Here is a 13,763-nt window from a genome sequence, read left to right as displayed (position 1 = left end):
GCCGTCCATGACAGAGACGCATCCTGACCGCCGCCCGCCCGAAACCGCCACGCCGCTGCCCGACGCGGCCGCGATGGAGGACCGCAAAGCCCGCGCCAGCGCCTGGTTCCGCGATCTGCGCGACCGGATCTGCGCGGCCTTCGAGGAGATCGAGGCCGAGCTCGATCCCGGCCAACCCCACGCCGACCTGCCGCCCGGTAAATTCGAGCGTAAAAAGTGGAACCGCCAGGACGAGGCCGCCGACGCAGGCGCCAATCCCGAGCTCGGCGGCGGCGGCGAGATGGGAATCCTGCGCGAGGGGCGCGTGTTCGAGAAGGTGGGCGTCAACATCTCCACCGTGCACGGCCATTTCTCGCCCCAGTTCGCCAAGGAGATTCCAGGCGCCGACGCGTCCGACGGCGCTTTCTGGGCCAGCGGGATTTCACTGGTGGCGCACATGCGCAGCCCGAAAGTTCCCGCCGTCCACATGAACACGCGCATGATCGTGACAGGACGCAGCTGGTTCGGCGGCGGCTCCGACCTCAATCCGATGGTGGAGGTCGCGCAGGACACGGCCGATTTCCACCAGGCCTTCAAGGCCGCGCTGGATCCCTACGACCCGGCGTACTACCCGCGCTTCAAGGCGTGGTGCGACGACTATTTCTTCATCAAGCATCGCGGCGAGGCGCGCGGCGTCGGCGGCGTCTTCTACGATTATCTCGACAGCGGCGATTGGGAGCGCGACTTCAACCTGACCCGCGACGTCGGCGCCGCCTTCCTGGCGATCTATCCGGAGCTGGTGCGCCGCCATATGCAGGAGCCCTGGTCCGAGGCCGAGCGCGAGTGGCAGCTCGTCAAGCGCGGGCGCTACGCCGAGTTCAATCTCGTCTACGACCGCGGCACCCGCTTCGGCCTGATGACCGGCGGCAATCCGGAGGCGGTGCTGATGTCGCTGCCGCCGGAGGCGAAATGGCCGTAGGTCCGATCTACCACCTCGCAAAGGCGGAAGGCTGGACGCGCGCGATCGCAAGCGGCCGTTACGACGGACTGCCGGCCGATCGCGCCGACGGCTTCCTGCATTTTTCCACCGCCGATCAGATCAAAGAGAGCGCGCGCCGCCATCGCGCGGGCGAACCCGATCTGATGCTGCTGACCGTCGACCCGGAGAGCCTGCCCGCCGGCGCCCTCAAGTGGGAGGAATCCCGCGGCGGCAAGCTGTTCCCGCATGTCTACGCCGCCGTGCCGGTGGAGGCGGTCGTCTCGGTCGATCCGTTGCCGCTCGACGAAGACGGCGCGCACAGCTTCCCGGACCCGCTGCCCGGCCGCGAGGGCTGATCCGGATGGCGCTGGGCGACCTGCTGGCGCCGATCGGGCTGCCGCTGTTGCGCGCGCTCGACGCCGAGCGCGCGCACGGCCTCACGGTCAAGGCGCTCAAGGCGGGCCTCGGCCCGACGGCGCGGTCGGACGCCCATCCGGCCCTCGCGCTTGAAGCGTTCGGCCTGCGATTCCCGAATCCGATCGGGCTCTCAGCCGGCTTCGATAAGAACGCCGAAGTCATGGGGCCGATGCTCGACGCAGGGTTCGGCTTCGTCGAAGTCGGCTCGATCACGCCGAAGCCGCAGCCGGGAAACCCGCGCCCGCGCGTCTTCCGCTTGCCCGCCGATCGCGGCGTCATCAACCGCCTCGGCTTCAACAATGAGGGCGCGGAGGCCGCGCGACGGCGCCTGGAGGCCTTTCGCCAAGAGCGCCCCGCAGCGATTGTCGGCGTCAATCTGGGAAAGAACAAGGACAGCGCGGACGCGGCCGCCGACTATCGGATCGGCGCGGAGAAACTGGCCTACGTCGCAAGCTACCTTGTGGTCAACGTCTCCAGTCCCAACACTCCGGGCCTGCGCGCCTTGCAGTCGGTCGACGATCTGCGGCGCCTGACGGAGGCGGTGCGCGACGCCCGCGACCGGGTCGTGACCGGCAGGCCGGTCCCCGCCGTCCTGGTCAAGATCGCCCCCGACCTCGCGCCCGCCGACGAGGAGGCGATCGCCCGCTTCGCCCGCGACGGCGGCTGTGACGGCTTGATCGTCTCCAACACGACGATCGCCCGTCCGGACGGGCTGGCCGACAAGGCGAAGGCGCAGGAGACGGGAGGGTTGAGCGGGCGACCGCTCTTCCGACGATCGACCGAGGCTTTGGCGCGCATGGCGGCGCTGACGGACGGCGCGGTCCCGATGATCGGGGTCGGCGGCGTCGGCTCGGCCGGGGACGCCCGGGCGAAGCTGGCGGCCGGGGCGACGCTGGTGCAACTCTATTCCGCGCTGGTCTTTGAAGGGCCGCAGCTGATCCCGCGCATCCTGGACGGGCTGGCGCGCGCCGACTGACGGCGCTCGCGACGTCGCCGCAAACCTAGCCTTCCGTGCGGTTTCGTTTTATGACAGGCGGAAGACGCGCGCGGTCGGCGCGTCGAGGGGCTTGGGCGCGACGGGGATCGATGGGCGCTGCCGGACAGACGGTTCTGACGACGCTTTACGCGCTGGCGGCGGCCGGCCTCGCGGCGACGACCGCGTGGCTCGGCTGGCTGAGCGCGGGACAGGCCGCGTTGGCCGGCCTGATTCTGTTTCTGACAGCCTTCACGTTGCACGAGCACGTGCAGCGCCGTCGAGCGGAGGCGCAAGCCGTCCGGCGGATTCTATTGCTGAAGCGCGCGCACGACCGATTGGCGCAAGAGTTGGCCGTCAGCCGAGACGAGATCCGGCGCCTGTTTGAATTGATCGAGACCGAAGACGGCGACGACGTGCTCGCCGCGATCCGGGCGGCGGCCCAGGAGGCAGGCCGGGAGACCGGTCCGGCGGCGGGTTGGGACGCAGGGTGGGACGCAGGGTCGGGGTCCGGCCGACACGACGCCCGGGACGCGGCGCCGGCGGCGGGCTCGGATCGGCCGCCAGGCGGCCCCGGCGCGGCGCGGCGCGCGTCTGACGATCCAGACGTCGAGTCGGAAGTGCGCGTCCTGCACCAACTGGTCGAGCAGCTCTACGCCGACGACGCCCCCGCCGCGGTGAAAGGCCCGCCGGCGGAGCGCCCGCTCGCGCCGCCCCGCCAGGGACGCGGGACGGAACCGCCCGGCGAAGCGCGGGCTGAACCGCGGACCGAACCGCGCTTGGGGCGCGCCGCGCCGCCGCCGCGCGAACGCTCGCGCCCGCCCTTGCGGGTGGTGGCGGACGGCGGGCCGAACGCGCTGAGCGAAGAGCGGGTCTTGGAGATCGTGCGCGACGGCTTGCGCCAGGATCGCGTCGACCTTTACCTGCAGCCGATCGTCAGCCTGCCCCAGCGCAAGCGACGGTTCTACGAATGCTTCAGTCGGATCCGGGCGGAGGACGGGACCGTCGTCACGCCCGACCAGTATCTCGACCCCGCGCGCCGGGCCGGTCTGTCGACCGCCGTCGACAACATGTTGTTGTTCCGGTGCGTGCAGTTGCTGCGCAAGGTGCGTCGGCGCGACGCGACGACCGCCTTCTTCTGCAACATCTCCCCCCATACGTTGGCGGATCGCGAGTTCTTCCGCGATTTCATCGCCTATATGGAAAATCATCGCGAACTCGCCTCCAGTCTGGTGCTTGAGATGGCGCAGGCGGATTTCGACCGTCAGCGCGAGCGCCTAGCCCCCGACCTCAAGCGCATCGCGGCGATGGGCTATCGCTTTTCGCTGGACGCGGTCGATCGACTCGATCTCGACCTCGACGAGTTAGAGGCGCTCAACATCCACTTCCTGAAGATCGACGCCGGGCTGATCCTGGAGACGTTGGACTCGGGCGGGGATGCGGCCAGCAGCCTGCGCATGCTGAAGCAGCAGCTCGACGCGCGCGACGTTGACCTAATCGTCGAGCGCATCGAGACCGAACGCATGCTGGTCGAACTCCTCGAGTTCAACATCGACTTCGGGCAGGGCTATCTCTTCGGCGAGCCGCGCCTCAGCCGCGATCAAGGCGACGGGGCGGAACGCCGCGGCGCGGAGTGACGGGGTCGGCCGCCGGGCGCGCTTGACCCGCCCCCCTCGCTCCGCCATCTAGCGTCGCGAGCGTGCAAGCCTGAGGGGAGCGTCATGAGCATTGAGGTGATCAAGGGGCTGGGCGAAATCGCCGAGCGCTACGGGCTGTTCGTCATCGATCAATGGGGCGTGCTGCACAACGGCGTCGAGGCCCACCCGGGCGCGATCGACGCGATGGAGCGCCTGCGCGCGCTTTCGACGCGCACGGGCGCAAAGATCGCCCTCCTTTCGAACTCAGGCAAGCGGGTCCAGGAGAGCCACAAGCGGCTCGCAGCGATGGGCTTTCCGCGCGCGCTCTATGATACGGTCGTCACTTCGGGAGAGGAAGTCCATCGCGGGCTGCTGCAGCGCGGGCGCGCGGATGCGGACGACCCGTTTTATCGCGATCTGGGTCCGAACTTCGTCGGCTTTTGGTGGGACGACGACCGCGGGATTCTTGAGGGCTGCGACGTGCGCGAGGTCGAGACGGTCGAAACGGCCGACTTCCTGCTGTGCTCCGGCACCGACGACGCTCACCTCGACGCCTATCGGCCCGCCTTGGAGGCGGCGCTGGCGCGCGACTTGCCGATGACCTGCGCCAATCCGGACCGGGTCAGCGTGCAGCCGGACGGGACGCTGAAGATGTGCCCGGGCGAGGTGGCGGCCGCCTATGAGGCGATGGGCGGGCGCGTGCGCTGGCACGGCAAGCCGCGTCCGGAGGTCTATCAGCGCATTCGCGACGCGCTCCGGACCGACGCGCCGGGGCTTGGGATCGGCGACAGCCTGCAACACGACATCCAGGGCGCGCGCGACAGCGGCTTGGACAGCCTCTTCATCGCCGGCGGCATCCACAAAGACGACCTGCCGTCGCCGTTGAGCGCCGAGGCGGTCCAACGGCTGGCCGAGGCCCGCGGCGTCGCGCCCAGCTACGCCGCGACGGATTTCCGCTGGTAGGCGAGCGCCCGCGACCGTCTCGAAGACGTGCGCGCGGGCGCCCTCAGTCCGCGAGGATGCGCTTCAGCCCGGCGGCAAGGCGCTCGTACTCCGCCGCCTCGTTGTAGAGATAGGCGCAGACCCGCACCCAAAGCCGACCTTCGAAGGCCTGAACGTCCGCCTCGACGCCCTCCTCCGCCAGCAGCCGACGGCGCAGGCGATCGGCTTCAGCCGGCTTCGCCGGCGGCCCCTCGGGCAGGGCGACGGTCGCCATGAAGCCGGTCATGGAATCCGGCCCCCCGCGCTGGGTCCCCAAATCGCGGGCGATTTGACGGGCCGCCTCACGGATCAGGCCGCCGCACCGCTCGGCGATCGCCGCCTCGCCCCAACGCGCCCGGAAGTCCAGCGCCGCGCCGGTGCACAGCCAAGGGGTGAAATCCTTCGTCCCAGGCCAGTCGAAGGCGGCGGTGAAGCCGTCGGCGACGAAATGGCTGATCGTCGTAGGCCGAACGTAAGGCTGGCGCGCCGGCGTCGCCCACAGCATCGCGGCCCCGCGCGGCGCGCCCAGCCATTTGTGGCAGTTGGCGGCGTAGAAGTCGGCGCCGAGCGCCTCAAGATCGAGCGGCAGCATGCCCGGGGCGTGCGCCCCGTCCACCAGCACGGCGACGCCGCGTTCGCGCGCCTCGGCGACGATCTCCTCGAGTGGGAAAACAAGCGCTGTCTTGGAGGTCGCGTGATCGATCACCAACAACCGCGTGCGGGCGCTGAGCGCGCTGACCACCGCCTCGGTCACCGCGCCCGGATCGTGAATCGGGAACGGCACGTCGGCGGAGATCAGCCGGGCGTCGGCGCGATCGCAGACGAACTCCAGCGTGCGCAGGACGGCGCCGTAGCAATGGCTGGTCGTCACCACCTCGTCGCCCGGCATCAGCACGAACGACCGCAGCACCGCGTTCATCGCCGTCGTGGCGTTGTCCAGGAAGACGAGGTCTTCGCCGCGCGCGCCCACATAGGCGCCCAGCCGATCGGCCGACCGACGGATCAGCCCGGGCAATTCATCGCGCATGAAGCGCGACGGCTGGCGCTCGATATGGGTGCGCAACGCGGCTTGCGTTTCCGCCACCGGCCGCGGCGAAGCGCCGAAAGCCCCGTGATTGAGATAGACCGCCTCGGGCTCGAGCATGAACAGCCCGCGCGCGCCGACGCCGAAGGCCGGCGCAGGGTCGGAAGCGGGGGCGGGCTTCGCAGGATCGCCCGGATGCGCGGCGCCTTCGGGCTCCATCGCGGATCTGTCGTCGTTGAGGCGCATGGCCGCGCCGGTTCCTTCGTCTTGGCGGCGCCGCCGCTCGAAGCGTCCGGTCCGAAGGCCGGGCGTCGCGGAAAGCACGGGCGCTGCACGCTACGACGAATACTTTCGGGCGGGGATGCGGACCCGTCAAGCCATGCGAGGCCCGGCGCTCGGCGCGCGCCGGCGCGGGCGCGCGTTATTTCGCCTCGCGCCGCCAGGCGAAGGCCATCAGCGCCAGCGCCGACGCCAGCAACAGCCAGCCCGGCATCAACGAGGCCGTGGCGACGCCGGTCACCACATAGTCGCGGTTCTCCCGCAGGCCGAACCAGTCCGCGCCGCCGGCCGGGCGATCCGCGTCGACACGCCGCAGGGTCGGCAGAGCCGGCCCGGCGACGGCCGCCTGCAGATCGCTCCCCTGCGCCGGCGCGAACCGCGCGAGCGAGCCGCCGGTCGCGTCCACCAGCGGGGCCAGCGGCCGGGCGTCGGCCGACAGCGCCGCCATCTCCAGAGGATTGAGCGCACCCGCCGCGGCGAGCGCCGTACGCTCCCCGTCGGTCACGCTGTAGAGGCCCGTGCGCTCCAACGGCAGCGCCCCGGTGTAGCCGCCCGCCCCGTCGCTGGAGAGAGTCAGATTGCGCATGGTCCCGTCGGGGCCGGTCACCTGCACCGTCGGTTCGACCATCGGGTCGAGGCTGCGCAGCCGCACCTCCAGCCGGTCGCCGTCGGCGCGCGCGCGCAGGTCCTCCTCTTCCAGCTCCGGCTCCTTCATCAGCCAATGGGCGAGGCGGCGCAGCAGTTCCGCCTGCGGGCCGCCGTCTTCGAAGCCGCGCGCCCACAGCCAAATATGGTCGCTGTTCATCTGCGCGATCCGCCCCTCGCCCACCCGGTCGAGCAGCAGCAGCGGCAGGTCCTCCGCCCCGGTCATCAGAGTCTCGCCGGCGCGCGCGTCGGTCTCGATCTGCCGAAACCAGCGTCCCCACACCGGGTCCGAGCGGCGCGCGGTCACCGCCGCCCCGTCGCGGTTCAGCGTCACGCCCGGTCCGCCCGGCAGATTGGCGGTGACCGGATGGCGCCGCCCGCGGTCGGTCACCTGGGGCGTGAAGCCGCGCTCGATCACCGCGCCGGTCGGCGCGCCCGGCATCATGCGGCCGAGATCCGTGCGGAAAAGACTGTAAGGACCGGCGAAGCCGGGCCCGACGGCCTGCAGCAGCGCGCCGCCTTCCTCCACGTAGCGCACGATGTTGTTTAGATAGATGGCCGGCAGCACGCCGCGCCGACGATAACGGTCGAAAACCACCAGATCGAATTCGTCCAGCTTGATCTCAAAGAGCTCGCGCGTCGGGAACGCGATGAGGGACAGCTCATGGATCGGCGTGCCGTCCTGTTTCTCCGGCGGGCGCAGAATGGTGAAGTGCACCAGATCCACCGACGGGTCGGACTTCAGCAGATTGCGCCAGGTCCGCTCTCCCGGATGCGGCTGGCCGGAGACCAGCAGAACCCGAAGCCGGTCGCGCACGCCGTTGATCGACAGCACGGCTCGGTTGTTGACCGGCGACAGCTCGCCCGGCCGTTCAGGCGTGGCGAGTTCGACGATCGACGGGCCGCGATGCGTGGGGGTGACGCGGATCTCCGTCGTCTGGCCGATCGGCGCGCGCACGCCGCGTTGCGGCGCGCCGTCGAGGGCGAGCGTGACGCGCGCCGTCTCGCCCGGCGCGGCGGCCGGATCATCGACTCGCACCCGCAGGGTCACCGGCTCGTCCACCAGGCCGTAGCCCGGCGCCTCGACCACCGTGAGCCGTCGATCCGAGGCCTCCTCCTCGCCCACGATCAGGGCGTGGATCGGCCCGGGCAGACCGCGCGCGACATCGCCGGTGGCCGGATCGGGTTGCGGCACGTCGTGCACCTGGCCGTCGGTCACCAGGATGGCGCCGGCGAAGCGCCGCGTCGGCGTGTCGGCCAACGCGCCGCGCAGCGTCGCGATCAGCCGCGTTCCTTTGGCGCCGTCGGCGATCGAGCCGTGGCGCACCGTCAGGCGGCGCACCTCCAAACTGTCGTCATAGCGCCGGAGCCGCGCCTCCATCTCGTCCGCCGCCGCGCGCGTCGCCTCAAGCCGCCCGGCGGTCTCCTGGCTCGGCGTTTCGTCGACCACCAGAATCGCGACGTCCTTGATCGGTTGACGCTGCTCCTGAACGGCCGAGGGGTTGGCGAGCGCCGCGAGGATCGCCGCCGAGAGAAGCCCGCGCAACGCCGATCCCGGCGCCCCGGCGGCCGCGCCCAGGACGAACAGCGCGAACGCCGCCGCGCCGAGCGCGCCGAGCGCGCCCCAAGGCAACAGCGGATCGAAAACGATTGTGAGACCGTCGATCATTGGCCGAGCCGCTCCAGGATCGCGGGGATGTGCACCTGATCGGCCTTGTAGTTGCCGGTCAGGGCGTACATCACGAGGTTCACGCCGAAGCGATAGGACAATTCGCGTTGACGATCGCCGCCCGGGCTGACCGGAAACAGCGGTCGGCCGGCGTCGTCGATCGCCCACGCGCCGGCGAAATCCGCACCGCCGACCAACACCCGGGCCACCCCGTCATTGACCGAGGCCGCGCCCGGCTTCTCGATCCACAGCGTGTCGCCGGTCCAGCGGCCGGGGAAGTCCTGCATCAAATAGAAGCTCTTGGTCAGCACATGATCCGGCGGAACCGGCGTCAGTTCCGGGATGTCGACGCCGCGCGCGATCCGCCGCAGCCCGTCGGACGCGGCGCTCATCCGTCCCGCCGAGAGGTGGGCGTCGCGGGTGTCGAACAGGATCGTGCCGCCGTTCGCCAGGAACTCGTTCAGCCGGTCGACCGCCCCCTGATGCAGGGTCGGCTGGCCGTCGGTCACCGGCCAATAGAGCAGCGGGAAGAAGGAGAGATCGTCCTCCCGCACGTCGACGCCGAGCGGCTCCGCCGCCTCGACGGCCGTCCGCTGGCGCAGGATCATGGCGAGGCCTTTCAGCCCTGCTTCGCTGATCCGGTCGATCTCCGGATCGCCGGTCCTGACATAGGCGAGCGTTGTCGCGCTCGCCGCACGCAGCGCGAAAGCTTCGTCCGTGAGCCGACCGTCCGGACCGCGGGCGTCCAGGTCTGAGCTTTGACCGACGCCGGGCCCCACTTCCTGAGTCTCATCAAGCGCGTTCTGCGCCGCCGCCCCGCCGGGCGCGACCGCCAGAAGAGCCAGGGCGAGGCCGGCGGCCGCGACGCCGCCGCCGGCGCGCCCGCGCGACAGCGCGCCGAGACCCGGGGCTTGGCCGCGCAGGACCAACGTCACCAGCCCGTCCAGCAACAGCAGAAGGAAGGCGGCCAGATAGATCCACTGCGCCAGCGGCCGCTCGGCCGCCGGCGCGTAGCCGGCGCGCGCGACGCCGGGCGGCGTCTCGGGGAAGGGACGGAAATCTTCGATCGTCGGCCCCAGATTGACGGCGTGGCGCGCCGTCTCCGTCCCATAGAAGCCGGGCGGGTGGGCGGGTCCGATCGGCGCGCTCGCCAACTGGTCGGCCGGGATCGGGCGCGCCGTCACCGGCGCCTGCACCAGCCGACCGAAGCCGTCCAGCGTCTGCACCGGCGCGAGCGGCCTGTCCGCCGCCCCCGGCGCGGCCGAGGCGACGCCCGCGCCGAGTTCGGTCAGCCGTTGCAGCATCTCGACGAAGAGCCCCGACAACGCCAGCGTCGACCATTCGGTGTTCGCAGTGGTGTGCACCAGGACGAGCCAGCCGTCGCCGCGTCTCTCGGCCGTCACCAGCGGCGTGTCGTCCTCGAGCCGCATCCAGGTCTTCTGCTCCAGGTCCAAAGAGGGTTCGGCCAATACCTGCTGCTTCACCACCGCTTCACTGTCGAGGTCGAGGCCGGCGAAGGGGCCGAAGTCCGAGACGGTCCCGATCTTCGCCGGCTCCGTCCATTGCAGCGCCCCGGAGAGTTGGCGGCCGCCGCGACGCAGCGCGACGGGCGTGAGCGCGTCGTCCCCCGCCTGGGCGAGCCGCGGCCCGGCGAAACGCACCAGGACGCCGCCCTCTTCGATCCAGGCCTGGAGCTGCGCGCGCTCGCCCGCATCGATCGGGGTGGAATCGGGCAGGAAGATCGCCGTTTGGCCGCTGCGGATAAGGATGTCGGCGGGGGCGCGGCTCAAATCCCCGACCGGCGCCAGCGCGCGATCGAGATAATAGACCTCCGAGAGCAGCGCGAGCCCGACGTCGCGCCCGGCGTCGGAGACCACGCCCACCGGACGGCGCGCCCAGCGCTCGTCGAACAGCGCCGTCGCCGCCGGGCCGAGCGGGGTCGCCACCCGCTCCGCCGCCTGGCGCGCAGCCTCGTCCGCGACGCCGTCCCCGGTTTCGGGCGCGGCCCCGGGAGCTTCCACCGTCACCGCGGCCAGATCGTTGCGCACCGCCCGCGGAATATCGAGAACCGGGTCGATCTCGCGCTCTCCCGCCTCGAAGCGCGCGCTCTGCCGGGCGAGCGGCCGACCGTCCGGACCGCGGGCGGTCAGCGTCACCTCGCGCACGCCCTGCGCGTCGGCCCGGCGCACCGTCACGGCAAGATCCGAAACGCCGGCGCGCGGCGGGATCGCGAGCAGCGGAGAGAGACGGTCGTCCGGCGTCAGTACGCTGAGCGCGCCGATCGCCGTCAGGCGCTCCACCAAAGCTTGCGTTCCCGGCCCGTCCAGCCCGTCGGCGGCCCACACGATCGCCGCTTGCGCGCCCTCGAGGCTCGCCGCCTGAAGCGCCGCCAACGCCGCCTCGCGGTCGCCGGGCCACGGCTTCGGGCTCAGCGCGTCGATCGCATCGACGGCGCGCGCCGCCGGCATGGCGTCGGAGATCTCGGGCGGGGCCCCGTCAGGCGCGCGCGCGGTCGTCAGGATACGCACGGGGCGCCCCTCCCGGCCGGCGATTTCCGCCAACGAGGCCAGCCGCGCCTGCCGATCGCCCCACGCCGGCGCGGCCGCGTAGCCGTCGTCGACGATCAGCACCAGCGGCCCCTCGCCGTCAAGGCCGCGTTCGGGATTGAGAACGGGCGAGGCGATCGCCAGGATCAGCAACGCAGCAGCCAGCAGCCGCAGAAGGATCAACCACCAGGGCGCGGCGTCCGGGGTCTTCTCCGGGCTCTCCAAGCCGAACAGCAGCCTGATCGCCGGAAAGCGCACCGTCTTCGGCGCCGGCGGCAGAACCCGCAACAGCCACCACAGCACGGGCAAGGCCAACAACCCCGCCAGAAGCCAGGGTTGCAGGAAGGCGAGCGGGCCGAGCGTCAGCATGGTCTAGCGTCCCCTCCCATCCCGTCAGCCGGCGCCGAACCGGGCGCTGTGCGGATCGTCGTGCGCCATCGCCATATAGAGCGTGAGAAGCGCCTGTTCCGGCGGCTGGTCGGTGTGGTGGACCAGCAGGCGCCAGCCGGCGGCCCGGCAGGCGTCCTCCAAAGCGGCGCGGTGGGCCGTCATTCTCTCGGCGTAGGCCTCGCGGAGGCTCTCGACGCGGCCGACGACCAGATCGCCCTCCGCCTCCATCCCTTGAAACCGGGTCCGTCCGACGAACGGCAGCGCCTCCTCGGCCGGGTCCAGCACTTGAACCAGCGCCCCGCCCACACGGTGCGCGGCGAAGCCGGCGAGGCGCGCCGCGATTTCCTCCGCCGGCGACAGGAAATCGCCGAACAGCAGCGCCTGCGCATGACGCGGCAGCCGCTCCTCCGGCGGAAGGCCGAGGCTTAGCGTCGCCGCCGGATCGCCGGACGGATGCAGCAGCAGCCGGTCTGCGATCCGCTCCAGCGCCAAACGGCCCATCCCGGGCCGATCTTCGGCCCCCATCAGCGCGACGCGCTCGCCGCCGCGCAGCAGCAAGGCGGCGCTCGCCAGAAGGAGCAGCCGCGCGCGGTCGCCCTTCATAGGAAGACGGCGCCCGGACGCGTAACGCATCGACGCCGACGCGTCGGCCCATAGCCAAACGCTCTGCGCGGCCTCCCACTCGGTTTCGCGCACGAAGAGGCTGTCGGAGCGAGCCGAGCGCCGCCAATCGACGGCGGACGCCGCGTCATGCGCTTCGAACGGCCGATATTGCCAAAAGGTCTCGCCCATGCCGACGCGGCGTCGACCGTGCACGCCTTGCGCCACGGTCGCGGCCACCCGCTCCGCCTCAATCAGCAGACCGGGCAGGCTTTCGCCCAGGCTTTCAGCCCGAGCGCGGATCGCATCGCCGTCCAGGCCGGCGCTATCGGCGGGCGCGTCGCTTATGGCGGCTCTCCCTCTCGGATCCGGCAGGCTCAGGCCAAGTCGGCGGTCAGCCGCTCGATCACGGAATCGAGGGTGACGCCGTCGGCGCGAGCGGCGAAGTTGAGCGCCATGCGATGGCGCAGCACGGGTTTGGCGAGCGCCGCGATATCCTCCGTCGACGGGGCGAGTCGCCCGGTAAGAAGCGCGCGGGCGCGCGCCGCCAGCATCAAGGCCTGGCTCGCCCGCGGACCGGGACCCCAGGCGACGTTTCGGCGGATCTCCTCGATCTCGCTGGTCTCCGGTCGGCCGTCGCGCACCAGCCTCAGGATGGCGTCGACCACCGCTTCGCCGACCGGCGCCTGACGCACCAGACGCTGGGCCGCCTGCAGCGAGGCCCCGTCGAACACGGCGCCGGCGCGGGCGGCCTTAAGACCCGTGGTGCGCAGCACGATCTCGCGCTCGCTCGCCGCATCGGGATAACCGATGTTCACCTGCATCAGGAACCGGTCGAGCTGCGCTTCGGGCAACGGATAGGTGCCCTCCTGCTCGATCGGGTTCTGCGTCGCCAGGACGTGGAAGGGCGCCGGCAGGTCGTGCGGATGGCCGGCGACGGACACTTTTCGCTCCTGCATCGCCTGGAGCAGCGCCGACTGGGTGCGCGGGCTCGCACGGTTGATCTCGTCGCCCATCAGCAACTGCGTGAAGACCGGTCCGGGCACGAAGCGGAAGGACCGGCGACCGTCTTCGGCCTCCTCCAGCACCTCCGAGCCCAGGATGTCCGCCGGCATGAGGTCCGGCGTGAACTGGATGCGCCTGTTGTCGAGACCGAGGACCCCGCCCAGCGTCTCAACCAGCAGCGTCTTGCCGAGACCCGGCACGCCCACCAACAGCAGATGGCCGCCCGCCAGGATCGTGGTCAGCACCTGATCGATGACGTCTTGCTGGCCGTAGATGACGCGCCCGATCTGGGTGCGTACGTCGGCCATGCGCTGGCCCAGCGCCTCCATATCCTCGGCGAGTTGGGCGGCGCTCAGCTCCGCTTCCTCGCTGACGGGCGCGGAGGTCTCGGCGATCGACGGTTGGGTCACGGGCGCTCTTCCTTCCATCAAGGCTCACGGGCAAGGCTCACGGGCACGGCTCACCGGCATTGCTCACGGGCGCGGCTCCCATCGCGACGGGCGGTCGCCGCTCCCAAGGGACGCTTGCGCAGGCGGCTAAAGCATCCTTAATTCATCCCAAGAGAATAGGGCGGTATTTTGTCGGGGCGATAGGGGCGACGTCGCAGCGCCGCCTGTCGGATCGCCCCGCATCTCCCGC

The 13,763-nt window shown here is 71.1% G+C and carries 10 protein-coding genes; 5 read left to right on the top strand and 5 right to left on the bottom strand.

What is annotated here, in order from left to right; translation table 11 throughout:
- Positions 1 to 7 precede the first annotated feature (7 nt).
- From hemF to RIB45_RS00165, 5 genes are all read left to right on the top strand, one after another.
- Positions 8 to 958, top strand: a complete 951-nt coding sequence (gene hemF / locus RIB45_RS00185) for an oxygen-dependent coproporphyrinogen oxidase (RefSeq protein ID WP_502882543.1) — start codon at positions 8 to 10, stop codon at positions 956 to 958.
- On the top strand, positions 949 to 1,314 hold the full coding sequence (locus RIB45_RS00180; RefSeq protein ID WP_350047518.1) for a DUF952 domain-containing protein: 366 nt from the start codon (positions 949 to 951) through the stop codon (positions 1,312 to 1,314). The genes hemF and RIB45_RS00180 overlap by 10 nt, the downstream gene beginning before the upstream one ends.
- 5 nt (positions 1,315 to 1,319) lie before the next feature.
- On the top strand, positions 1,320 to 2,351 hold the full coding sequence (locus RIB45_RS00175) for a quinone-dependent dihydroorotate dehydrogenase (protein ID WP_350047516.1): 1,032 nt from the start codon (positions 1,320 to 1,322) through the stop codon (positions 2,349 to 2,351).
- Positions 2,352 to 2,461: 110 nt separating this feature from the next.
- Complete coding sequence (locus tag RIB45_RS00170; RefSeq protein WP_350047514.1) at positions 2,462 to 3,985, top strand: EAL domain-containing protein; 1,524 nt, start codon at positions 2,462 to 2,464, stop codon at positions 3,983 to 3,985.
- Positions 3,986 to 4,069: 84 nt separating this feature from the next.
- Entirely contained in the window at positions 4,070 to 4,948 is an 879-nt protein-coding gene (locus RIB45_RS00165; RefSeq protein ID WP_350047512.1) for a TIGR01459 family HAD-type hydrolase, read from the top strand.
- A gap of 43 nt (positions 4,949 to 4,991) precedes the next feature.
- Here RIB45_RS00165 and RIB45_RS00160 read toward each other — a convergent pair whose 3' ends face one another.
- The 5 genes from RIB45_RS00160 to RIB45_RS00140 form a co-directional block, all read right to left on the bottom strand.
- The gene (locus RIB45_RS00160) at positions 4,992 to 6,236 is read right to left on the bottom strand and encodes an aminotransferase class V-fold PLP-dependent enzyme (RefSeq protein WP_350047510.1); all 1,245 of its coding nucleotides are present in this window, start codon (positions 6,234 to 6,236) and stop codon (positions 4,992 to 4,994) included.
- A 175-nt stretch (positions 6,237 to 6,411) separates the two neighbouring features.
- Positions 6,412 to 8,583, bottom strand: coding sequence for a hypothetical protein (locus RIB45_RS00155; protein ID WP_350047508.1), 2,172 nt, complete (start codon positions 8,581 to 8,583; stop codon positions 6,412 to 6,414).
- Positions 8,580 to 11,498 (bottom strand): DUF4159 domain-containing protein, encoded by a 2,919-nt coding sequence (locus RIB45_RS00150; protein WP_350047506.1) that lies wholly within the window; start codon positions 11,496 to 11,498, stop codon positions 8,580 to 8,582. The genes RIB45_RS00155 and RIB45_RS00150 overlap by 4 nt, the downstream gene beginning before the upstream one ends.
- Positions 11,499 to 11,522: 24 nt before the next feature.
- Positions 11,523 to 12,359, bottom strand: coding sequence for a DUF58 domain-containing protein (locus RIB45_RS00145; RefSeq protein WP_350047504.1), 837 nt, complete (start codon positions 12,357 to 12,359; stop codon positions 11,523 to 11,525).
- A gap of 137 nt (positions 12,360 to 12,496) precedes the next feature.
- Entirely contained in the window at positions 12,497 to 13,453 is a 957-nt protein-coding gene (locus RIB45_RS00140) for an AAA family ATPase (RefSeq protein ID WP_350047770.1), read from the bottom strand.
- Between the last annotated feature and the right edge of the window lie 310 nt (positions 13,454 to 13,763).

It is taken from the genome of Marivibrio sp. (genome assembly GCF_040218065.1).
Taxonomy (GTDB): Bacteria; Pseudomonadota; Alphaproteobacteria; order UBA8366; family Aestuariispiraceae; genus Marivibrio.
Note: the sequence above shows the minus strand (reverse complement) of the source record. Positions and strands in the feature narration are given on the sequence as shown.